The organism is Leptothrix mechoopdaensis (SeqCode) (genome assembly GCF_053893855.1).
In genome coordinates this window covers 4,179,053-4,201,278 of the sequence record NZ_CM132699.1, presented here as the reverse complement: position 1 = coordinate 4,201,278, position 22,226 = coordinate 4,179,053, and the positions used below count along the sequence as shown (strand labels likewise).

General features: G+C 69.1%; 21 protein-coding genes. 12 read left to right on the top strand and 9 right to left on the bottom strand.

Going from position 1 to position 22,226, the window contains the following annotated elements:
• Position 1: 1 nt before the first annotated feature.
• On the bottom strand, positions 2 to 460 hold the full coding sequence (locus ACWA7K_RS18265; protein ID WP_456162975.1) for a DUF2127 domain-containing protein: 459 nt from the start codon (positions 458 to 460) through the stop codon (positions 2 to 4).
• Between the two features lie 178 nt (positions 461 to 638).
• Here ACWA7K_RS18265 and ACWA7K_RS18260 point away from each other — a divergent pair, with 178 nt between their 5' ends.
• Together ACWA7K_RS18260 and ACWA7K_RS18255 are read left to right on the top strand one after the other, a co-directional pair.
• Entirely contained in the window at positions 639 to 1,268 is a 630-nt protein-coding gene (locus ACWA7K_RS18260) for a glutathione S-transferase family protein (protein WP_456162973.1), read from the top strand.
• A complete protein-coding gene (locus ACWA7K_RS18255) occupies positions 1,265 to 1,717 on the top strand; it encodes a hypothetical protein (protein ID WP_456162971.1) in 453 nt (150 codons plus the stop codon). The genes ACWA7K_RS18260 and ACWA7K_RS18255 overlap by 4 nt, the downstream gene beginning before the upstream one ends.
• Before the next feature lie 237 nt (positions 1,718 to 1,954).
• On the opposite strand, the gene ACWA7K_RS18250 is transcribed toward ACWA7K_RS18255, so the two are convergent.
• Positions 1,955 to 4,090 (bottom strand): hypothetical protein, encoded by a 2,136-nt coding sequence (locus ACWA7K_RS18250; protein ID WP_456162969.1) that lies wholly within the window; start codon positions 4,088 to 4,090, stop codon positions 1,955 to 1,957.
• 576 nt (positions 4,091 to 4,666) lie between these two features.
• Between ACWA7K_RS18250 and nudB the strand changes: the two genes are divergently transcribed.
• Positions 4,667 to 5,170: a dihydroneopterin triphosphate diphosphatase gene (nudB, locus tag ACWA7K_RS18245; protein ID WP_456162967.1), complete on the top strand. Its 504-nt coding sequence runs from the start codon at positions 4,667 to 4,669 to the stop codon at positions 5,168 to 5,170.
• 70 nt (positions 5,171 to 5,240) lie between these two features.
• Here nudB and ACWA7K_RS18240 read toward each other — a convergent pair whose 3' ends face one another.
• Complete coding sequence (locus ACWA7K_RS18240; protein WP_456162965.1) at positions 5,241 to 6,482, bottom strand: hypothetical protein; 1,242 nt, start codon at positions 6,480 to 6,482, stop codon at positions 5,241 to 5,243.
• Between the two features lie 357 nt (positions 6,483 to 6,839).
• On the opposite strand from ACWA7K_RS18240, the gene ACWA7K_RS18235 reads away from it, so the two are divergent.
• Positions 6,840 to 7,661 (top strand): endonuclease/exonuclease/phosphatase family protein, encoded by an 822-nt coding sequence (locus ACWA7K_RS18235; RefSeq protein ID WP_456162961.1) that lies wholly within the window; start codon positions 6,840 to 6,842, stop codon positions 7,659 to 7,661.
• The gene (gene clsB, locus ACWA7K_RS18230; protein WP_456162959.1) at positions 7,658 to 9,004 is read left to right on the top strand and encodes a cardiolipin synthase ClsB; all 1,347 of its coding nucleotides are present in this window, start codon (positions 7,658 to 7,660) and stop codon (positions 9,002 to 9,004) included. Before ACWA7K_RS18235 ends, clsB begins: the two co-directional genes overlap by 4 nt.
• A 66-nt stretch (positions 9,005 to 9,070) precedes the next feature.
• Here clsB and htpX read toward each other — a convergent pair whose 3' ends face one another.
• The 6 genes from htpX to ACWA7K_RS18200 all read right to left on the bottom strand — a co-directional run bounded on the left by htpX (position 9,071) and on the right by ACWA7K_RS18200 (position 15,170).
• The gene (gene htpX / locus ACWA7K_RS18225) at positions 9,071 to 9,946 is read right to left on the bottom strand and encodes a protease HtpX (RefSeq protein ID WP_456162957.1); all 876 of its coding nucleotides are present in this window, start codon (positions 9,944 to 9,946) and stop codon (positions 9,071 to 9,073) included.
• A 117-nt stretch (positions 9,947 to 10,063) separates the two neighbouring features.
• Positions 10,064 to 11,860 (bottom strand): aspartate--tRNA ligase, encoded by a 1,797-nt coding sequence (gene aspS, locus ACWA7K_RS18220; RefSeq protein ID WP_456162955.1) that lies wholly within the window; start codon positions 11,858 to 11,860, stop codon positions 10,064 to 10,066.
• 39 nt (positions 11,861 to 11,899) lie between these two features.
• The gene (locus ACWA7K_RS18215) at positions 11,900 to 12,544 is read right to left on the bottom strand and encodes a DUF502 domain-containing protein (protein ID WP_456162953.1); all 645 of its coding nucleotides are present in this window, start codon (positions 12,542 to 12,544) and stop codon (positions 11,900 to 11,902) included.
• Positions 12,545 to 12,593: 49 nt separating this feature from the next.
• Positions 12,594 to 12,944, bottom strand: a complete 351-nt coding sequence (locus ACWA7K_RS18210) for an FmdB family zinc ribbon protein (protein ID WP_456162951.1) — start codon at positions 12,942 to 12,944, stop codon at positions 12,594 to 12,596.
• A gap of 124 nt (positions 12,945 to 13,068) precedes the next feature.
• Positions 13,069 to 14,649 (bottom strand): ubiquinone biosynthesis regulatory protein kinase UbiB, encoded by a 1,581-nt coding sequence (gene ubiB / locus ACWA7K_RS18205; RefSeq protein ID WP_456168864.1) that lies wholly within the window; start codon positions 14,647 to 14,649, stop codon positions 13,069 to 13,071.
• Positions 14,650 to 14,657: 8 nt separating this feature from the next.
• Positions 14,658 to 15,170 (bottom strand): hypothetical protein, encoded by a 513-nt coding sequence (locus tag ACWA7K_RS18200; RefSeq protein WP_456162949.1) that lies wholly within the window; start codon positions 15,168 to 15,170, stop codon positions 14,658 to 14,660.
• Positions 15,171 to 15,347: 177 nt separating this feature from the next.
• On the opposite strand from ACWA7K_RS18200, the gene galE reads away from it, so the two are divergent.
• The 7 genes from galE (at position 15,348) to ACWA7K_RS18165 (ending at position 22,199) form a co-directional block, all read left to right on the top strand.
• On the top strand, positions 15,348 to 16,388 hold the full coding sequence (gene galE, locus ACWA7K_RS18195) for a UDP-glucose 4-epimerase GalE (RefSeq protein WP_456162947.1): 1,041 nt from the start codon (positions 15,348 to 15,350) through the stop codon (positions 16,386 to 16,388).
• Between the two features lie 73 nt (positions 16,389 to 16,461).
• Positions 16,462 to 17,742, top strand: a complete 1,281-nt coding sequence (locus tag ACWA7K_RS18190) for a glutamate-5-semialdehyde dehydrogenase (RefSeq protein ID WP_456162945.1) — start codon at positions 16,462 to 16,464, stop codon at positions 17,740 to 17,742.
• A 33-nt stretch (positions 17,743 to 17,775) separates the two neighbouring features.
• The gene (gene queC / locus ACWA7K_RS18185) at positions 17,776 to 18,483 is read left to right on the top strand and encodes a 7-cyano-7-deazaguanine synthase QueC (protein WP_456162943.1); all 708 of its coding nucleotides are present in this window, start codon (positions 17,776 to 17,778) and stop codon (positions 18,481 to 18,483) included.
• 7 nt (positions 18,484 to 18,490) lie between these two features.
• Positions 18,491 to 19,069 carry a LemA family protein gene (locus ACWA7K_RS18180; RefSeq protein WP_456162941.1) on the top strand — a complete coding sequence of 193 codons (579 nt, stop codon included), beginning with the start codon at positions 18,491 to 18,493 and terminating at the stop codon, positions 19,067 to 19,069.
• 96 nt (positions 19,070 to 19,165) lie between these two features.
• Positions 19,166 to 20,086: a hypothetical protein gene (locus ACWA7K_RS18175; RefSeq protein ID WP_456162939.1), complete on the top strand. Its 921-nt coding sequence runs from the start codon at positions 19,166 to 19,168 to the stop codon at positions 20,084 to 20,086.
• Positions 20,087 to 20,171: 85 nt separating this feature from the next.
• Complete coding sequence (gene rsmB, locus ACWA7K_RS18170; RefSeq protein ID WP_456162937.1) at positions 20,172 to 21,521, top strand: 16S rRNA (cytosine(967)-C(5))-methyltransferase RsmB; 1,350 nt, start codon at positions 20,172 to 20,174, stop codon at positions 21,519 to 21,521.
• Positions 21,522 to 21,575: 54 nt separating this feature from the next.
• A complete protein-coding gene (locus ACWA7K_RS18165) occupies positions 21,576 to 22,199 on the top strand; it encodes a DUF4390 domain-containing protein (RefSeq protein WP_456162935.1) in 624 nt (207 codons plus the stop codon).
• Positions 22,200 to 22,226: the final 27 nt, after the last annotated feature.

The window sequence follows — 22,226 nt, the reverse complement described above, 5'->3', positions numbered from 1 at the left end:
CTCAGGCGGCTCGTAGCAGCGATGGCGTGGCGCGTTCCTGTCGCCACAACCGCCACATGAGGTAGCCGACCAGCGCGACGTTGAAGGTCAGCACCGACACGTTCAGCCAGCCCGGCCCGCGCAGGATGTGGCCGAGCTCGACCGGCAGGTAGATCGCGCCGGAGGTGGCGCCCAGCCAGACGCCCCAGCGTCGTTCGCGCCACAGGCCCCAGGCCTCCAGCAGGCGGATGCTGGCGTAGGCAGCCACCAGCAGCGTCAGCGACGTGGTCGACACGAAGGGGACGGGCGTCAGGGTCGGGTCGACCGGATGCAGGCCCAGCAGGCCGGTGATCTGCACCATGCCCCGGCCCAGTTCTGCGGCCGGCAGGCGAACCAGCGCCGTCAGCAGTCCGAGCGCGAGCAGGCCCTTGAAGGCCTCCAGGCCAGCGATGGCGCGCAGGTGTGTGGCGGCACGGACCATGCGGATCTCCTCTTCCGACGCGTCGATGCTCGCGTTCCCGCATGTCGGCCCGGCTTCGCCGCGATGACCGCGTGTTTCAGCTGCAACCCGGCCGGCCACCGGTTTCCGGACTTGCCCGGGGCCGACAAGCGGCGTGGTCTGCGCTAGCGTCCACCTTCGTCCCCAACGGAGGCCTGCCATGTCGAGCGAACTCGTCTACTACACCAACCCCCAGTCGCGCGGCCGCATCGCGCACTGGATGCTCGAAGAGGTCGGCCAGCCCTACACCACCGTCTGGCTCGACTACGGGCCGGCGATGAAGGATCCGGCCTACCTCGCCATCAACCCGATGGGCAAGGTGCCGGCGCTGCGCGATGGGGATGCGGTCGTGACCGAGGCCGCCGCGATCTGCGCCTACCTGGCCGACCGGTTCCCGCAGGCCGGCCTGGCGCCCGATCCGGCGAGCCGCGAACGTGCGCCCTACCTGCGCTGGCTGTTCTTCGCGGCCGGCCCGCTGGAGCAGGCGACCGTCGCCCACACGCTGGGCTGGCAGGTGCCCGAGGGCCGCAACGGCATGGTCGGCTTCGGCTCGCGCGACCGCACGCTGGCGACGCTCGAGGGCGCGGTCTCGACCGGGCCCTTCCTCTGCGGCGACCGCTTCACGGCGGCCGATGTCTACGTCGGCTCCAGCCTGGGCTGGGGCCTGATGTTCGGCACGATCGACAAGCGCCCGGCCTTCGAGGCCTACGTCGCCCGCTGCCAGTCCCGCCCGGCCGCGCAGCGCGCCCACCAGATCAACCAGGCGCGCATCGACGCGACGAAGGCATGACGACCACCCTCCGGACCCGCATCGCCCTGGCCAGCCTGCTGGCCGCCGCCGTGTGCTCGACCGCCCAGGCCCAGGAACAGGCACAGCCTACTGCGCAGCCCGTTCCACCGATCCCCTACACCCGCGTCGCCGAGGCACTGGCCGCACTGGAGGCGCGCGACGGCAACGGCACGATCGTCACCCACGCGGACGGCTGGACCACCGTCAACGACCCGATGGCGTCGGCCCAATGGTCCTTCACCCCACCCGGCCACCCGGCCCACCCGGCGCTGGTCCGACGGGTCGTCGAACGCCCACCGGTCGGCGAACTGCGCATCGACATCCAGACCCTCTGCGAATCCGCCAACGCCGCCGCCTGCACCCAGCTGCGCAGCGATTTCGAGGCCATGAGCGACCGCATCCGCCAGGCCCTCAAGGCACGCAGCCGGTCACCGCAGCCGATGCGCTGAGGGAAGGCGCTCAGAAGTTCTCGGGCATCTGGCGGAACTGGCACATCTCCTGAAGCCGCTGGTGCGGCAGCGGCTTGAGGACGGCGAAGAATGGTGGTCGCCTTTGCCGGGAGGAACTGTCGACGGCCAGATGGGTCTGGCCGTCAGACAGCGCTGACTCAAGGCAACTGATCTGCGCGAAAGGCGGGGCGCTCAGACTTGGAGTTGCATTTTAAAAACCAGTCGGGCGCACAACACTTAATTCATTTTCATTAGCGTTATCCAATTTCTTGCAGAAGTGGTGATCGTGCATGTTGACGAGGAGCTTGGGTCAATGAGGCGGACCTTAAATTTATCGGTGGCAGAAAAACTGACTATCTGATTGATATAGCCATGCATTTGATGGCCTGAGGGTGCAAAAATATCAATCATTTGGTAACCGACAAGGCTGCTGTCAGACCAGCCTGTGCCATTCACGTCAATCATGGGATAGCAATAATTGCCGTCTGCAAAGCTCATTTGTGCGTTGACCAAATAGACTCCAGCGGTTTGGACGGCGAATTCGCTATTTGTGCTGTTATAGGTGACATTTCCACTGGCGTTTTGCAGCGTTGCGGTGTCCCATGCCAGTAAACCTGAAAGTGGGACGGCTGCTGCGCTTAGCGTCTGGTTGGCCACAGCCTTTATTTGTAGCGCCAGGCTGGTACTGCTGCTGCCCCCGCCCAAGCTCACGCCAGTGCCCCAATTACCGCCCGTGCGGGTGTAAAGCAGTGGGCTGCTGCCAGTCTGAATATAAATGTCGTTGTCTTGCGCCCCGACGGGCAGACTGCTGGTGGGGGCGCCAGAACCTGTCCAGATCTTGTTGCCGTTGGTTCCATTGGTGCCGTTTGTGCCATTCGCCCCCAACAGCGATATTCCCGTCGGCCATGCACCCGCAGCCTTGGGGCCAAAGTACGTACTGGTGGCTGTGTTGATATAGAAGTCGCCATTGACACCCGTGCCAGCAGTCGGATTGACCGCACCACTCAAGATGGTGTTGCCATTGGTTCCGTTCGTGCCGTTCGTTCCATTGGTGCCGTTCGCCCCCAACAGCGAAATGCCGGTCGGCCACGCACCTGCAGCCTTGGGACCAAAGTACGTACTGGTGGCCGTGTTGATATAGAAGTCACCATTGGCGCCTGTGCCAGCAGTCGGATTGACCGCACCACTCAAGATGGTGTTGCCATTGCTGCCGTTTGTGCCGTTTGCGCCATTCGTTCCATTGGTGCCTGCAGCCCCCTTCAGCGAGACACCCGTGCCGGGCCATGCGCCACCGGCTTTGGGGCCATACATGTTGCTGGTGGCGGTGTCGATGTAGAAATCGCCATTGGCCCCTGTGGTGCTGACCGGCGCTCCGGTCCCGTTGAGAATGGTGTTGCCGTTGCTACCGTTGCTGCCGTTCGTACCATTCGTTCCGTTGGTGCCCGTTGCCCCTTTGAGCGAAACCCCCGAAGCAGGCCATGCGCCCGAGGCTTTGGGGCCATAGAGGTTGCTGTTTGAGGTGTCCAGGTAGAAGTCACCATTGGCTCCCAAACTGCTGGCAGGTACGCCGCTGCCATTGAGGATGGTGTTGCCGTTGGAACCGTTGGTGCCATTCGTCCCGTTGGTCCCATCGGTCCCATTTGTGCCGTTCGTGCCGTTCGTGCCATTCACGCCGTTGGCACCCTTGAGCGACACGCCCGTACCCCAGCCCGTGCTTGTCCTGGGGCCATACAAGCTGGTGGATGCGGTATCCAGATACAGATCACCGTTGTTGCCCGCCGCGGCCGCCGGCGCACCGGTTCCTGTCAGGATGGTTTTGCCGTCGGTGCCATTGGCGCCGTTCGTGCCGTTGATTCCATTCGTGCCGTTGGTCCCATTTGCCCCGTTACTGCCCGCCAACCCCTTGAGCGATACGCCCATGGGCCAGCCGCTTGCGCTTTTGGGGCCGTACATGGTGGAGGTCGTGGCGTCGAGCTGCAGGTAAAAGTCGCCCGTTGCGCCGGTGGCGGCTGCGGGTGCGGTGCTGCCGCTGAGTACCGTCGCGCCGTTCGTTCCATTGATGCCATTCGTTCCATTGGTGCCGTTGGTGCCGTTGGTGCCATTGGTTCCGGCTGCGCCTGCCTTGCCCGACAAGTTCATCGCGGCAGTGGTGGGCCAGGCATCAGCAGCCTTGGGGCCAAACAGGTCGCCGGTGGTGGTATTGAGGTAATAGCTGCCATTGCCGCCTTCGGTGCTGGCGGGTGCTTGTGTGCCCGACAGCAGCGGCGCCGTTTGCTGCACGGTATCCGAGCCGCCACAGGCGGTCAGCACGATGGCTGCGACAGGGGCCAGCAGAATCAGCTCTGCGCGGCGGGACAGGAAGTATGGGTTCATGGCTTACTCTTGTTGACGGAACCGGAAGTCAGGAAAACCTTGTCTGGGTTGCTGACCGCTTCTACCTTTCGATCATTTGAATCGTCACCAAGATGGTTCGAGCGCGAATTTAGGGTGGTCAGAATCACGCACCCTGAATTCCTTGCTGAATATCCAGAAAGACCAATCGCCGATCAAATGGAAAATCTCAAGTGAAGCGATTCTGAGATACTCAAAAATGAGCACCCATAACAAACGTCAACAGTTTTATTGACTTGAACGAGTTACGTTGTCCGACGTATCGCGGAAGGGCCGGCCGAACCATCCAGAAGCCATGCAATAGCATTCGTCTGGGATTCAAGTGACCGATATCCAGAAAGTATCCGAATCTATTTCCGGGCGCCTGGTCTGCTCAAATCACTGATGGATGGCAATCAGTAACCCATCTCGCTGTAACCGGTCCGAAGAGGGCGCGCGCCGCCCGCGACCAGCCGTGAAGACGCCTGGATCGGGTCAACCGTGACCGCAGCGCGGTGCCGCCGTCGCATTCGGCCGGTATCCTGACCAGCCCCGCATCCCAAGCCAGCCCTGCCGCCCATGTCCCTGCCCGATATCGCCCCGCCTGCCGCTCGTCCGCCCAAGATCCCCGAGTCGGTGCTCGTCGTCATCCACACCGCCGACCTGGAGGTGCTGTTGATCGAGCGGGCCGACAAGCCGGGGTTCTGGCAGAGCGTGACGGGGTCGAAGGACCATCCGGACGAGGACCTGCGGCTGACCGCCGTGCGCGAGGTGGCCGAGGAGACCGGCATCGTCGTCGGCTCGGCCGGGGTGCCGGACGAGGCGCTGCGGGACTGGGGGCTGCGCAACGTCTACGAGATCTACCCGGTCTGGCGGCACCGCTATGCGCCGGGCGTGACGCACAACACCGAGCATGTCTTCGGCCTGACGGTGCCGCGCGACGTGGTGGTGACGCTGGCGCCGCGCGAGCACCTGCAGCACGCCTGGCTGCCGTGGCGCGAGGCGGCCGACCGCTGCTTCTCGCCGAGCAACGCCGAGGCGATCCTGCAACTGCCGCAGCAGACGCCCTGGGCGCGGCCATGACGCGGGTGTTGCGGCTGCCGGCGCGTGCCGCGTCCGGACGTCGCTCAGCCGATGCGCTGAGCGACGCCGCTCAGAAGTTCTCGGGCACCTGACGGAACAGGCACATCTTCTGAAACCGCTTGTGCGGCAGCGGCTTGAGGACGGCGAAGTATTCCTGGGTGTCCTCGGAGGTGCCGTTCACCTCCAGATGGGTCTGGCCCTGAAAGAAGAAGGGGGTGAGCGAGGTATACCGGGCTCGAAACAGGACCGGATCCTTGCCGCCCGACGATATCGAGAAACCCGCCTCGTCGGCGTTCTGGGAAAAGGTCGGGCAGTCCTGGATGCTGTGCCGAACGGGGTCCATCTGGCAAGGCAGGAACCAGGATTTCGGGCCCAGGGGTGCTCTGGGCACCTTGAGTTCTGTCTTCGACCTGCCGGGCATCACCAGCAGCGTCGATCCATTCGTGTAGTGGTCCGATCTGGATTTCAGGATGACCCGGTCCAGGTTGCCATCGTTGTCGACATCGAATATGCCTTCACTGCCTTCTTCCAGTTCTTTCGGCAATTTGACGGTGGGATCACGCCAGTCCGGATACGTCAACGTGGATGCCGGCTGACTGGCCGAAGGATCAACCTGCTGGTGGGCATCCTCCTTGAGCTTGTCGAGCATGGCGTCGCAGACCGGACCGGTGTTCGACAGGACCTCGAAGTCCCCCACGGACTTGGTTTTCTGACCAGGTCGCGGATATTCGATCAGGTCGATCGGATACCTTTTGAGGTCGGGATAGTTGATGCACACCGGCAGCGGCTTGGCCCCGGCGGGTTTGGCGATGCTGGAGTCCGAATCTGATTCGGGCAATGGGGCAATATGGCATCTCCGAAAACTGGCCGATGGGCCGCCAGAGAAATCGAATGTCACCGCCGGATGGTTCTGGCTGTCCCAGCAGCGCCCTTCAAACTGCAACCTCGACACCACCTTCCGCTCGTTCACCCAGATGGACGTGAAAACGGCGGGATCGGACCCGCAAGCGCCGAATGCGGTGGCGATGCCTGAGCCCACCTTCACACGTATCCGGTTGCCCGAAGGAAACACGCATTCCGAGACCTGACCCGTGCTGACGACATGGGTCACGGTTCTCCATTTCTCGCCTTTCTGGAAGGTCGTGACGCCATCGGCGTCAGGCTCATCGACTGTCGTTCCCTTGACCGTGACGTGTTCGTGCGGATAGGTTTTTTCGTCGGCGTATGTGCATTGAACGGTGAGCGACCGCTCCAGGTCGAGTTCAAAGTCGGCATCGGCGAGGCAGGCCGATGGGAGCAGGAACAGGAACATGAATGCTCTCGTGACGGGATCGGTTCTGGTGCGCATGGCCACTTTCGCTCGCTGGATGGGTTGATCGGGATGAACCCGTGCCAGCAGCGCTTTTCGCAGAATGGCGGATTGCCCCAATCACTCGTGGCTGGCAATCGGCAACCCATCTCGCTGCGACCGGTCAGAACGGAGGACGCGCCGTCGCGTTCGGCCGGTATCCTGACCAGCCTCGCATCCCAAGCCAGCGCTGCCGCCCATGTCCCTGCCCGATGTCGCCGCCCCGCCTGCCGCTCGCCCGCCCAAGGTCCCCGAGTCTGTGTTCGTCGTGATCCTCACCGCCGACCTGCAACTTCCGCAGCAGACGCCCGGGGCGCGGCCATGACGCGGGTGTCGCGGTTGCCGGCGCGTGCCGCCGCCGAGTCGCTCGTCGAAGGCACGGGCGGCCGGCGCTTGCGGGTGGCGACCTACAACATCCACAAGGGCGTGCGCGGGGTCGGGCCGCGCAAGCGGCTGGAGATCCACAACCTGGGCGACGGCGTGGCGCAGCTGGATGCGGACCTGGTGTTCCTGCAGGAGGTCCGGCTGTTTCACCACGGCGATGCGCGGCGCTTCGATCACACCTCGTTCGGCTGGCCGGCGCAGGGGCAGGCCGAGTTCCTGGCGCCCGACGGCTACGAGACGGCCTACCGCACCAACGCGGTCACGCAGGGCGGCGAACACGGCAACGCGCTGCTGTCGCGCTGGCCGCTGGGCGACATCGGCCATCACGACGTGTCGGACCACCGCTTCGAGCAGCGCGGCCTGCTGCACGCGATCGTCCACTGGCAGGGCGTGGCGGTGCACGGCATCGTGGCGCACTTCGGGCTGTTCCATGCCAGCCGGATGCGCCAGGCGCAGCGGCTGGCCGAGTACGTCGCCAGCCGCGTGCCGGCCGGCGCGCCGGTGGTCGTCGCGGGCGACTTCAATGACTGGGGCGAGCGGCTCGACCCGACCTTCGTGCGGGCCGGCCTGACACGCGCGGCGGTGGCCGGGGCGGGGCGGCATCCGCTGACCTTCCCTTCGCGGCTGCCGCTGTTCTCGCTCGACCGGGTCTACACGCGCGGGCTGCGCTGCCTGCGCACGGAGGTGCCGCGCGGCGCGCGCTGGGCCCGCATGTCCGACCACCTGCCGTTGGTGGTGGAGCTGGAGCTGATCGGGTGAACGCGGACGGCCCGCCGCCGGAACCGCTGCGCCAGCGTCTGCGGCGCGGTCGGTATGGCTGGTATCTGCTGCAGCGGCCGGTGCTGCACGGCGGGCATGCGGTGACGCTGCTGCGCGGCGGCGCGCAGCTGTTCCCGGCGATGTGCGCGGCGATCGATGCGGCGCAGCGCGAGGTCTGGCTGGCGACCTACATCTTCAACGACGACCCCGAGGCGCTGGTCGTGGCCGACGCGCTGGTGGCGGCCGCCCGGCGTGGCGTGCGGGTGCGGGTGGTGATCGACGGCTTCGGCACCAAGCACAGCCGCAGCCGCATCGAGCAGCGGCTGGCCGGGGCGCCGGGCCTGCAGCTGGCGGTGTTCCGGCCGATCGAGCGCTGGACCCACTGGCTGCAGCCGGGCCAGCTGCGCCGCCTGCACATGAAGCTGTGCACGGTCGACGACGCGGTGGGCTATGTCGGCGGCATCAACCTGATCGGCGACCACGTCGACCTGAACCACGGCCTGACCGAGACGCCGCGGCTGGACTACGCGCTGGCGGTCAGCGGGCCGGTGGTCGACACGATGACGCAGGTGGTGCGGGCGATGTGGTCACGCGCCTGGCATGGCCGCGACTGGCGCGGCGCGCTGCGCCGGCTGATCGTCGCGCCGCGTCCGATGCAACGGCTGCGCACGCTGCTGCGCGAGCTGCGCATGCCGGCCCGTCCGGCCCTGGCGGACGAGTCCGGCGCGGCCCCGGCGGTGCTGCCCTCGACGCCGGCACCGCAGCCGGTGCGGGCCGCGCTGGTGGTGCGCGACAACCTGCGCCAGCGCCGCACCATCGAACGCGCCTGCATCGACGCGATGCGCACGGCGCGGCGGCGCATCTGGCTGGTCACGCCGTATTTCTATCCGGGCACCCATTTCCGCCAGGCGCTGGCCGATGCGGCGCGGCGCGGCGTCGAGGTCCGGCTGCTGCTGCAGGGCAAGGCCGACTACCGGCTGGCGGCCTGGGCGGCGCGGGCGCTCTACCGCGAGCTGCACCTGCACGGCGTCCACATCCACGAGTACCTGCCGGCCTTCCTGCACGCGAAGGTCATGCTGGTCGACGACGACTGGAGCACGGTGGGCAGCAGCAACATCGATCCGCTGTCGCTGCTGCTGAACCTGGAGGCCAACCTGATCGTGTCGGATGCCGGCTTCCAGGCAACGCTGGTGGCGGAGCTGGAGCGGGCCTATGCCGACAGCCGCGAGATCCTGCCCGACACGCTTCGCGAAGCCGGCTGGGTCCGGCTGGCGCGGCGGGCGGTGGTGGCGTGGGTGGCGTATGTGTACCTGCGCGTGGCCGGGGTCACGGGCCGATATTGAGGCGCCTTGGCGCCCCGGGGCACGAGCCCGTCGGACGCCTTCGGAGTCCGACCTACAGGGCCGAGGTCAGCGGAGGTTTTCGAGGGCGCGGATGCGTTCCTCGATCGGGGGGTGGCTGGACATCAGGGCCATCAGGCCGCTGGCGCTGCTGCCGATGCCCAGCGTGGCGACGCTCTGCGGCAGGGCGCCGGGTTCGAGGCCGCCGAGGCGGGCCAGGGCGCGCTGCATCGGCACGCGGCTGCCCATCAGCTGGGCGGCACCGGCGTCGGCGCGGAACTCGCGCTGGCGCGAGAACCAGGCCACGACGATCGCGGCGACCAGGCCGAGCACGATGTCGAGCACGATGGTCGAGACGTAGTAGCCGATGCCCGGCGCGTCCTTGTCGTTCTTCAGGATCACGCGGTCGACGACGTAGCCGATCACGCGCGACAGGAAGACGACGAAGGTGTTCATGACGCCCTGGATCAGCGTCATCGTGACCATGTCGCCGTTGGCGACGTGGGCGACCTCGTGGCCGATGACGGCTTCGACCTCCTCGCGCGTCATGCCCTGCAGCAGGCCGGTCGAGACGGCCACCAGGGCCGAGTCCTTGAAGGCGCCGGTGGCGAACGCGTTGGGCTCGCCCTCGTAGATCGCGACCTCGGGCATCTTGATGCCGGCGGCGGCCGAGAAGCGCTGCACGGTGCCGACGATCCAGCGGTGCATCGGGTCGTGCGAGTCGTTGATGATGACCGCGCCGGTGCTCCACTTGGCCATCGGCTTGCTCATCAGCAGCGAGATGAACGCGCCGCCGAAGCCCATGACGGCCGCGAATCCCAGCAGCATGCCGAGGTTCAGGCCGTTGGCGGTCAGGAACTTGTTGACGCCGAGCAGGCTGGTCGTGACGCCCAGCACCAGCATCACGGCGAGGTTGGTGACGAGGAAAAGCGCGATGCGTTTCATGTGGCCTTGCGTGGTTGGGGGTGGCGAACGAAGCCCTCAGATGCAGGCGGCCCCCGAAAAGTTCAAGCCGGCTGCACGCACGGGGCGTGAGCCGGCTTGTCGGGCCCGGGCGGGCGATCAGCCTTGTGCGGCGATCGTGGCGTTGCGCAGGCGGATGTGCAGCTCGCGCAGCTGCTTCTCGTCGACCAGGCTGGGCGCGCCGGTCAGCAGGCACTGGGCGCGTTGGGTCTTCGGGAAGGCGATGACGTCGCGGATCGACTCGGCCTTGGTCATCAGCGTGACCAGGCGGTCCAGGCCGAAGGCCAGGCCACCGTGCGGCGGCGCGCCGTACTGCAGCGCGTCGAGCAGGAAGCCGAACTTGACCTGGGCGTCTTCCTTGCTGATGTTGAGCGCGCTGAAGACCTTGCTCTGCACCTCGGCGCGGTGGATCCGCACCGAGCCGCCGCCGAGTTCCCAGCCGTTCAGGACCATGTCGTAGGCCTTGGCGATGCAGGCACCCGGGTCGGTGTCCATCAGGTCCTCGTGACCGTCCTTGGGCGCCGTGAACGGGTGGTGCACGGCGTTCCAGCGGCTCTCTTCCTCGTCGTGCTCGAACATCGGGAAGTCGACCACCCACAGCGGCGCCCACTTGTCCTCGAACAGGCCGAGCTTCTTGCCGAACTCGCTGTGACCGACCTTGATGCGCAGCGCGCCGATCGAGTCGTTGACGACCTTGGCCTTGTCGGCGCCGAAGAAGATCAGGTCGCCGTTGCACGCGCCGGTGCGGGCGATGATCTCGGCGATGGCGCCGTCGTGCAGGTTCTTGACGATCGGCGACTGCAGGCCGTCACGACCCTTGCCGGCGTCGTTGACCTTGATCCACGCCAGGCCCTTGGCGCCGTAGATCTTGACGAACTCGGTGTAGCCGTCGATCTCGCCACGGCTCATCTCGGCACCGCCGGGGATGCGCAGCGCGACGACGCGGCCGCCCTTGCTCTGGGCCGGGGTCGAGAAGACCTTGAAGTCGACGTCCTTCATGACGTCGGTCAGCTCGGTGAACTGCAGCTTGACGCGCAGGTCGGGCTTGTCCGAGCCGTACTTGAACATCGCCTCGGCATAGGTCATCACCGGGTAGACCGGCAGGTCGACGCCGATGGCGTGGCGGAAGACCGTGCGGATCATTCCCTCGAACATCGCGCGGATCTCTTCCTCGCCCATGAACGAGGTCTCGATGTCGATCTGCGTGAACTCGGGCTGGCGGTCGGCGCGCAGGTCCTCGTCGCGGAAGCACTTGGTGATCTGGTAGTAGCGGTCGAAGCCCGCGACCATCAGCAGCTGCTTGAACAGCTGGGGCGACTGCGGCAGCGCGAAGAAGTGGCCGTCGTGGACGCGGCTGGGCACGAGGTAGTCGCGTGCGCCTTCGGGCGTGCTCTTGGTCAGCATCGGGGTCTCGATGTCGACGAAGCCGTTGGCGTCGAGGAACTTGCGCACCTCCATCGCGACGCGGTAGCGCAGCATCAGGTTCTTCTGCATCTGCGGGCGGCGCAGGTCCAGCACGCGGTGCGTCAGGCGGGTAGTCTCGCTGAGGTTCTCGTCGTCCAGCGGGAAGGGCGGCGTCACGCTGGGGTTGAGCACCTCCAGCGCGTGGCACAGCACCTCGACCTTGCCGGAGACCAGCGCGGCGTTCTCGGTACCGGCCGGACGGGCACGCACCAGGCCGGTGACCTTGATGCAGAACTCGTTGCGCACGCCTTCGGCGGTCTTGAACATCTCGGCGCGATCGGGGTCGCAGACGATCTGGACGATGCCTTCGCGGTCGCGCAGGTCGATGAAGATCACGCCCCCGTGGTCGCGACGACGATGGGCCCAGCCCATCAGGGTGACGGTCTGGCCCATCAGCTTCTCGCTGACGAGGCCTGCATAGCTGCTGCGCATGGTGGGAGGTCTCCGGGGGAATTCTGGGTGTTCAGGGGATCAGGTTCGGGCCGGCTCTTCGGCATGGCTGCCGGGTTCCGGGCCGACGACGCCCATCGAGATGATGTACTTCAGCGCCTCGTCCACGCTCATCGCCAGCGGACGGAGGTCGGCGCGGGCGGCGATCAGGAAGAAGCCCGAGGTCGGGTTCGGCGTGGTCGGCACATAGAGGCTGACGAAGTCGCCGTGCAGCGCCTCGCCGACCTCGCCGCCGGGCTTGCCGGTGACGAAGGCGATAGTCCACAGGCCCTCGCGCGGGTACTGCACCAGCACCGCCTCGCGGAAGGCCTGGCCGCTGCTCGAGAACAGCGTGTCCGAGACCTGCTTGACCGAGCTGTAGATGGACTTGACGATGGGGATGTTCTGGAAGATCCGGTCCCACATCCGGATCCACCACTGGCCGACGAAGTTGGCCACGAACACGCCCGTCAGCAGCATCAGCACGACCAGCACGATCACGCCGAGGCCGGGCACGTGCGAGATCGCCTCGATCACCGCCGTCGCGCTGGCCGGCAGCACGGCGGCGGCCAGCGACAGCAGGGCCTGGAAGACGCCGTCGAGCACGCCCAGCACCCACGCCAGCACCCAGATGGTGACGGCCAGCGGGAGCCAGACGAGCAGGCCGGCGACGATGTATTTCTTCACGGTCAGGCGCCCAGCGGCGTGGTGAGGACGAACGGTTGAGGGGCGGGGGTCAGTGGCAGGCGCACGAGCCGCCGCAGGCGGTGCCGCTGCTGGCGGAGGCGCTGGTGCCGCTGTCGCCGGAGCTGCCGCCCGAGCCGGCGCCGTCACCCGACGCGGGGCTGGCGGCCGGGCCGGTCGAGGCGCCGGTCGCCGGTGCGCTGGTCGCGCCGGACGATCCGCCGTTGCGGAAATCGGTCGCATACCAGCCCGAGCCCTTGAGCTGGAAGCCGGCGGCGGTCACCTGCTTGGAGAACGACTCGGCGCCGCAGGACGGGCAGGTGGTCAGGGCCGGGTCGGACATTTTCTGCAGCACGTCCTTGGCATGTCCACACGCGCTGCATCGGTAGGCATAGATCGGCATGGCTGTGAAACAGTGGATCAGACCGTTGATGCGAAACCCGAAATTATAGGTGGGCGACTTGACGCGGCGCCCCGGGCGGCCCCCTGCAAACCGGCGGCCCGCAGGCCTTCGGCGCCTCGATGCGTCAGCGCAGGTGGTGCAGCCAGGTCCACAGGCCCGGCAGCAGCCAGTAGGCGAACAGGGCGCCCGCCACGAAGCCGCCGGCGGTGCCGAGCGCGAGGGTCAGCAGCCGGTTGGTGTGGCGCTGCTCGCGCAGCAGGGCGCGCAGCAGCTGTTCCTGGTTCGGGTCCGGATGGGCCTGGCGCAGCAGCGCGTCGTGCAGCAGGCGCGGCAGCTCGGGGATCAGCTGGGCGTAGCGCGGCGCCTCGTCCTTGAGCGAGCCCAGCAGCGCGCGCCAGCCGACCTGCTCGTTCATCCAGCGTTCCAGGAAGGGCTTGGCGGTGCGCCACAGGTCCAGTTCCGGATCGAGCTGGCGCCCCAGGCCCTCGACGTTCAGCAGCGTCTTCTGCAGCAGCACCAGCTGCGGCTGGATCTCGACGTTGAAGCGGCGCGAGGTCTGGAACAGCCGCATCAGCACCTGGCCGAGCGAGATGTCCTTCAGCGGCCGGTCGAAGTGCGGTTCGCAGACCGCCCGCACGGCGCCTTCGAGCTCGTCGACGCGGGTGTTGGCGGGCACCCAGCCGGATTCGACGTGCAGCTCGGCGACGCGCCGGTAGTCGCGCCGGAAGAAGGCCAGGAAGTTCTGCGCCAGGTATTCCTTGTCGCGCGAATCGAGCGTGCCGACGATGCCGAAATCGAGTGCGATGTAGCGCCCGAAGGTCGCCGGCTCGGTCGACACCATGATGTTGCCGGGGTGCATGTCGGCGTGGAAGAAGCCGTCGCGGAAGACCTGCGTGAAGAAGATCGTCACGCCGTCGCGGGCCAGCTTGGGGATGTCGATGCCGGCCGTGCGCAGGGTGTCGATCTGGCTGATCGGCACGCCGCGCATGCGCTCCATCACCAGCACCTCGGCGCTGGACAGGTCCCAGATCATCTCGGGGATCAGCAGCAGGTCCAGGCCCGACATGTTGCGGCGCAGCTGGGCCGCGTTGGCGGCCTCGCGGCCGAGGTCGAGCTCGTCGTGCAGGTACTTGTCGAACTCGGCGACGACCTCGCGCGGACGCAGCCGGCGGCCATCGGGCGACAGCCGTTCGAGCCAGGCGGCGGCCTTGCGCAGCAGGCCCAGGTCGGCCTCGATGATGTCGAGCACGCCCGGGCGCAGCACCTTCACGGCAACCTCGCGGCCGTCGTGCAGCACGCCGAAGTGGACCTGCGCGATCGACGCGCTGGCCACCGGGTCGACCTCGAAGCTGCGGAACACCGCCTCGATCGGCTTGCCCAGCGAGCGCTCGACGATGGCGCGCGACTGGTCGCTCGGGAACGGCGGCACGCGGTCCTGCAGCCGCGCCAGCTCGTCGGCGATGTCGTGCGGGACCAGGTCACGCCGGGTCGACAGGACCTGGCCGAACTTGACGAAGATCGGGCCGAGCCGCTCCAGCGCCAGCCGCAGCCGCTCGCCGCGCGGCGCATCGTGGGTGCGGCCGATGGCGAGGATGCGTGCCAGCAGCCGCAGGCCGGCGTGCGGCAGGCTGCGCAGGACCAGCTGGTCCATGCCGTGGCGCATCAGGACCCAGACGATCAGGCCCAGGCGCAGCGTGTTGCGCAGGCTGCCCCTCATGCCTGCGGACGCAGGCGCTGCAGCAGGGCCTGCACGCCCTGGGCGATCGCACGGCCGAACTGGGTCAGCTGGCGCGCCGGGGCGTCGCCGATCACGCGGGCCAGGTCGTCCTCGATGTCCCAGCGCAGGTGTTCGGCCATCCAGCCGATCTCGGCGGCCAGGCCGACGTCGCCGCGCACGGCCATCGGCGGACGACCCTGGGCGCCCGAGAAGGCCCAGGCGGTCAGCGCGGGCTGGTCCAGCGAGACCACCAGCGTGCGGGCCGGATCGACCGGATCGGCACTGCCGTCCTCGACTTCCAGCAGCCCGGCCGGTGTGACCCGCCATTGCGCCGGCGGTGGCGGCGGCAGGAAGGCCGGCCAGCCGGTCCACTCGACCTCGATCAGCGCGCCGCTGTGGGCCAGCAGCCGCCGGGTCGCCTCGGGCTCTGCGGCGATGACGTGGTTGACCAGCAGCGTGACGCGGGCCTGGGCCTCGCGGCCGAGGGGTTCGAGCAGGGTTTGAAACATCGCGGAATTGTAGGAGGCAGTTCACGAAACCTTGATCCGGCCGGGGCGTCGCGGCACGGGGCGTTTGACAGAATCGTTTGTCCGGGGTCGTGTCTTCACCGACCCCTGTGATGGCGCCGCCGGGCAGGCGGATGGCGCCGTGCCGTACCCCCAATCTCCTGCCGCGGATCGACCGCCATGACCACCGTCCTCCTGACCGGCGCCACCGGCTACATCGGCTCCCACACCTGGATCGCGCTCAAGCAGGCTGGCTACGACGTCGTCGGCGTCGACAACTTCGCCAACAGCTCGCCGCAGGTGCTCGACCGGCTGGCCGTGCTGCTGGGCGAGGCGCCCGTGTTCGAGGAGGCCGACGTCAACGACGGCGCCGCGATGGCGCGCGTGATCTCGGCGCACGGCGCCCAGGCGGTCGTCCACTTCGCCGCCCACAAGGCGGTCGGCGAGTCGGCCGAGAAGCCGCTCGAATACTTCCGCAACAACCTCGGCGGCCTCGTCACCGTCGGCCAGGCGATGGCCGAACAGGACGTCTTCGCGCTGGTCTTCAGCTCGTCGGCGACGGTCTACGGCCAGCCCGAGACGCTGCCGATCGCCGAGAGCGCCGCGCTGTCGGCCACCAACCCCTACGGCCTGACCAAGCTGATGGGCGAGCAGCTGCTGCGCGAGCTGGAACGTTGCGACCCGCGCTGGAAGATCGCCTACCTGCGCTACTTCAACCCGGTCGGCGCCCACCCGAGCGGCCTGATCGGCGAGGACCCGCGCGGCATCCCGAACAACCTGATGCCCTACGTCGCCCAGGTCGCCGTCGGCAAGCGGCCGTTCCTGCAGGTCTACGGCAACGACTACGACACGCCCGACGGCACGGGGGTGCGCGACTACATCCACGTGCTCGACCTGGCCGCCGGCCACGTCGCGGCGGTGCGCCACCTGCTCGAACGCAAGCAGTCGCTGACGGTCAACCTCGGCACCGGCCAGGGCTACAGCGTGCTGGACGTGATCCGCGCCTTCGAACGCGCCAGCGGCCGGCCGGTCCCGTACAAGACCGTCGCGCGCCGCCCGGGCGACGTCGCGGCCTGCTACGCCGACCCGGCGCTGGCGCGCGAGCTGCTCGGCTGGCAGGCCGAACGCGGCATCGACGCGATGTGCGAGGACGCCTGGCGCTGGCAGTCGCGCAACCCGCAGGGCTACGCGCCGGCGGTGGGCTCGCCGATCGCGGCCTGAAGGTCGTCCGACCCGCTCCGGATCAGGCCCTGCACGGGGCGCTTTCCGGGCACGCTCTGCGACAATCCGGCGCATGGACGTGCACGATCTTTCCGCCTACATGGCCCATGTCGGCGCTGCCGCGCGCAGCGCCTCGACCCACATGGCCGCCGCCTCGACCGCGGCCAAGAACGAGGCCCTGCTGGCGCTCGCCCGGCTGCTGCGCGACAGCGGTCCGGCGCTTGCCGAGGCCAATGCGCGCGACCTCGCCGCCGCCGGGTCGGCCGGCCTGAGCGGCCCGATGCTCGACCGCCTGAAGCTGGGTGACAAGGTCATCGCGACGGTCGCCGAAGGCTGCGAGCAGCTCGCCGGCATGCCAGACCCGATCGGCGAGATCCTCAACCTGCGGCGCCGCCCGAGCGGCATCAGCGTCGGCCAGATGCGTGTCCCGCTGGGTGTCTTCGGGATGATCTACGAGAGCCGCCCGAACGTGACGATCGAGGCCGCGTCGCTGGCCATCAAGAGCGGCAACGCGGCGATCCTGCGCGGCGGCTCCGAGGCGCTGCATTCCAACGTCGCGCTGTGGAAGCTGGTCCAGGCCGCGCTGGTCGAGGCCGGTCTGCCGGCCGAGGCGGTGCAGCTGATCGAGACCACCGACCGCGCCGCCGTCGGCAAGCTGATCACCATGCCCGAGTCGGTCGACGTGATCATCCCGCGCGGCGGCAAGGGCCTGATCGAGCGCATCAGCGCCGAGGCCCGCGTGCCGGTCATCAAGCACCTGGACGGCAACTGCCACACCTATGTCGACGCCGAGGTCGACCTCGACATGGCGCTGGTCGTGACCGAGAACGCCAAGACCCAGAAGTACAGCCCCTGCAACGCGACCGAGTCGCTGCTGGTGCATGCCGCCCAGGCCGACGCCTTCCTGCCGCGCATCGCGGCGGTGTTCGCGGCCAAGGGCGTGGAGGTGCGCGGCTGCCCGCGCACGCTGGCGGCCATCGCCGCCGTGCCCGGCCTGAAGACGGCGGTGGCGACCGAGCAGGACTGGGGCGAGGAATACCTCGCGCCGATCATCAGCGCCAAGGTGGTCGACTCGCTGGACGAGGCCATCGCCCACATCAACCGCCACGGCTCGCACCACACCGACTCGATCCTGACGACGAATCACCCGAACGCGATGCGCTTCCTGCGCGAGGTCGATTCGGCCAGCGTGATGGTCAACGCCAGCACCCGTTTCGCCGACGGCTTCGAATACGGCCTGGGCGCCGAGATCGGCATCAGCACCGACAAGTTCCACGCCCGCGGCCCTGTCGGGCTGGACGGCCTGACCTCGCTGAAGTACGTCGTGCTGGGTCAGGGCGAGATCCGCACCTGATCGGCCCGAGCTGACGTGGCCGATCGTTCCCGCATGACCCGCGACCCGCGCACCGCCCTGGTCCTGTTCTCGGGCGGGCAGGACTCCACCACCTGCCTGGCCTGGGCGCTTGACCGCTACGCGCGGGTCGAGACGCTGGCGTTCGACTACGGCCAGCGCCACCGCATCGAGCTGGACTGCCGGCTGACCGTGCGGGCCGAGATTGGCCGCCGCTTCCCGGACTGGGCCGACCGGCTGGGTGACGACCACCTGCTCGACCTGTCGGTGCTGGGCCAGGTCGGCGACAGCGCGCTGACCGTCGAGCGCGAGATCGCGATGCAGGCCGACGGCCTGCCCAACACCTTCGTGCCCGGCCGCAACCTGCTGTTCCTGACGCTGGCCGGCGCGCTGGCCTACCGGCGCGGCGCCAGCGTGCTGGTCGGCGGCATGTGCGAGACCGACTACTCCGGCTACCCGGACTGCCGCGACAACACGCTCAAGGCGCTGCAGGTGGCGCTGTCGCTCGGGCTGGCAACGCCGATGACGCTCGAGACGCCGCTGATGTTCCTGACCAAGGCGCAGACCTGGACGCTGGCCGAGGACCTCGGCGGCGCCGCGCTGGTCGACCTGCTGGTCGAGCACAGCCACACCTGCTACCTGGGCGAACGTGGCCAGCGCCACGCCTGGGGCTACGGCTGCGGCCACTGCCCCGCCTGCGCGCTGCGTGCGGCCGGCCATTCGGCCTGGCTGTCGGGCCGGTGAGCCGCGCTTGAACCTCGTTCCGCAGATGTCGAGCACGCTGGTCTGGGCCCTGTTGCTGGCGGTGCTGGGTTTCTGGATGCTGGGCGCGCACAACCGCCTGGTCCGCCTGCGCCACGACCTGCGCAGCGCCTATGCGCCCCTGTCCAGCGCGCTGCGCCAGCGCCATGCGGTGGCGCTGACGCTGGCCGAGACCTCGCGGCCACGCCTGCCCGACGGCCTGCAGGCCGAGCTGCCCGCCGGCCTGACCGGTGCGGCGCGCCGGGCCGGTCACGCCTGCGACCAGGTCCAGCTGAAGTCCCTGCGCGGCGACGTGCTGCAGCAGGTGGCGGTGGCCGAGGAGCGGCTGGTGTCGCTGCTGGAAGAGCTCGGCCTGGCGCTGCAGGACCTGACCTCCGGCGACGGCCCCGACCCGGCCATCAGCGACCTGCTGCGCCAGCGCGACCAGCTGCAGGAGCAGATCGCCTTCTCCCGGCTGGTCTACAACCGCGCCGCCGACGCCTACAACCAGGCCATCGCGCTGTTCCCGACCACGCTGGCCGCCAACGTGCTGCGCTTCCACCGCGCGCCCGAGTTCCCGCCGATCTGACCCGGGCTGATACACCTGTCGGCTGGACAAGCCGGCGGTGGCGCGGGAGCATCGGCGCCATCCCACTGGCTGAAGTCCCATGCCGTGCACGCCCCGATGACCGCGACCCCAGTTCCCGCCGCCGCACCCGTTGCCAGGGCTGAAGGCGCCAGGTCGGCCGCGCCGCTGTCGGCCGCCGCGCTCGATGCCTGGGCGCGGCTGCGCTTGCGTCGCGGCCCGGGCGAGTTGCGCGCGATGCTGCTGGCGCTGGTCCTGACGCCGGGCAGCTCGCGCGAGCGCCAGTGCTGGATCGAGGAGACCGACGAGCTCGAAGGCGTCTCCTTCCTGATGACCGACCTGGAGAACCTGCCCGCCAGCGCCCGCCTGCCGGCCCTGGAGACGGTGCTCGCCCACGCGGCGGCCTTGCCGCTGGTCGAACGCCAGGACCTCGCGCCGGCGGTGCGGCGGGTCATGTGCGCCGACGGCCGGGTCCGCCCGATCGACCGCCTGACGCTGCTGCTGGTGCGCCAGCGCCTGTCGGGCGCGCCGATCGCCCAGCGGCCCAACCTGCGCGAAGGCGATCCCGCGACCGGCCTGCTGCCGTTGGCGCTGCGCATCGCGGCGGCCGACCTGACGGCCTTCCTGGCCCGTGTCGTGCCGCAGCTTGATGCCGATGCCCGCGTTGGCGCGGCCGGTGCCGCGTGGCATGCCCGCGTCGTCGCCGCGCTCTGGGGTGCCGCGCCCCATCCACCGGCCTGCCACGTGCCCGACACCGACGGCCTGGTGCGTGCCGTGCTGATGGTGCGCCAGCTCGACTGGATGCGCCGGCCGCAGATCGTGCGGGCCTGGCTGGACGCGCTGCACGCGCTGGCCGAACAGCCCGGTGCGCCGGTTGCCCGTGGCGGCGTCAGCTCGCTGGGCGGCCTGGACCTGGCCGGCGCCGAAGCCCTGCGGGTCGCCTGCGGCCTGCTCGACACGCCCTCGCCGCCCGAGCTGGGCCGCCTCTTCACCGAACTGCCCGGCGCCCCCGGCAGCTGACGCGGCGGCGCGCCGCAGGCATCGGCAGCTCACCCGTAGACTGCCGCCCGTGACCCGAACCGCCCCCCCTCCGCCGCCGTCCTCCTTGCCTGGCAGTCCCGCCAGCCTGCCCTTGCAGCGCCTGCTGGGCCATGCCGCCGATGCCGTCGGCGCCGTGCTCGCCGGGCGTTCGCTGACCGACGCGCTGGCCGCCTGCCCGGCGCCGGCGCGGCCCGGCACCCAGGCGCTCGCCTTCCACGCGCTGCGCCAGCTCGGTGGCGCCCAGCGTGCGCTGGCCCATCTGGCGCCGCGCAAGCCGCCGCCGGAGGTCCAGTCGCTGCTGCTCTGCGCGCTGGCGCTGCTGTGGCCGCAGGACGACCCGGACGTCGCCACGCCCAGCTACGCCGACCACACGCTGGTCGACCAGGCGGTGGCCTGCATGCGCCAGCGCCGCGCCGCCAGCGCCGGTTTCGTCAACGCCGTGCTGCGGCGCTTCCAGCGCGAGCGCGCCACGCTCGTGCCGGTCTGGCAGGCCGAGGACCCGGTGGTGCGCTGGCAGCATCCACGCTGGTGGATCGAGCGGCTGCAGCGCGACTGGCCGACGCAGTGGCAGGCGCTGCTGGCCACCGCCAACCGGGCCGCGCCGATGGCCTTGCGCGTCAACGCCCGCCAGACCGACGCGGTCGGCTACCTGGCCGAACTGGCCGAGGCCGGCATCGACGCCGAGGCGATCGGCAGCCACGCGCTGGTGCTGTCCCGCCCGGTGCTGGTGACGGCCCTGCCCGGCTTCGCGACCGGCCGCGTCTCGGTGCAGGACCTGTCGGCGCAGATCGCCGCGCCGCTGCTGCTGGGTACAGGCGCCGACCGCCTGCCGTCCGGCGCCCGCGTGCTGGACGCCTGCGCCGCGCCCGGCGGCAAGACCGCCCACCTGCTGGAACTGGCCGACCTGGACCTGCTGGCGCTGGACGTCGAGCCGACCCGCCTGGCCCGCGTCGAGGACACCTTGCGCCGCTGCGGCCTGAAGGCCGGCCTGCAGGCGGCTGACGCCGCGCAGGTCGACGCCTGGTGGGACGGCAGGCCCTTCGACGCCATCCTGCTGGACGCGCCGTGCAGCGCCTCGGGCATCGTGCGGCGCCATCCGGACGTGCGCTGGTTGCGCCGCCCGGCCGACATCGACGCGCTGGTGCGCACCCAGGCCGGGCTGCTGGACGCGCTCTGGCCGCTGCTCAAGCCGGGCGGCCGTCTCGTCTACGCGACATGTTCGATCTTCCGCGCCGAGGGCGACGCCCAGCTTGCGGCGTTTCTGCAACGGACCGGCGACGCATGCACGCAGGTGGTGCCCGGTCACCGCTTGGGCATCGCTGAAAATGGGTCCGAGACGGCTGGCGAGGCGCCCGCGCAACCCGCGATCCGGGGTGACGGTTTCTTCTACGCCCGCGTCGACAAGAGTTCCTGACCTGCGGCGCTGACGTCCGGGGTCGAGCCGACGCCAGCCCCCTGCGACAACCCCGTGCCCTCCGCCCGCCCGATCGACCGCCGCGACGCCGCCCAGCCTGCCCAGGCCGCGCGTGGCGCCGCGCCGTGGCGTCGGCTTTTGTGGCAGCTGTTGCTGCTGCTGGCCAGCCTGCTGGCGGTCGCGCCCGGCCGGGCCGCCACGCCGGTCGACCTGCAGCGCCTGGAGGTGCTGCGCACCGAACAGGGCCTGGCGATCGACTTCGACGCCCGCTTCGACCTGCCCGCTGGCGTCGAGGACGCGCTGCAGAAGGGCGTGTCGCTCTACTTCGTCGCCGAGGCCGAGCTGTCGCACTCGCGCTGGTACTGGCGCGACAAGCGCCTGGCGCAGGTCCGGCGCACCTGGCGTCTGGCCTATCAGCCGCTGACCTTGAACTACCGCGTCAGTCTGGGCGGCCTGTCGCAGACCTACGCGACGCTGCGCGAGGCGCTGCGCGCCATCCAGCGCCTGAGCAGCTGGCGCATCGGCGACGCCGAGGACGCGCAGGACGCCGACTACCTCGAGTTCCGCTACTGGCTCGACGTCGACCAGCTGCCCCGGCCGCTGCTGATCTCCATCGGCAGCCAGCCTGAATGGAGCCTGCGCATCGAGCGTACGATCCTGCTCCCTCCGGCCCGCTGAAGCCGGCCCGGCCGCGCGTCTCCCGCC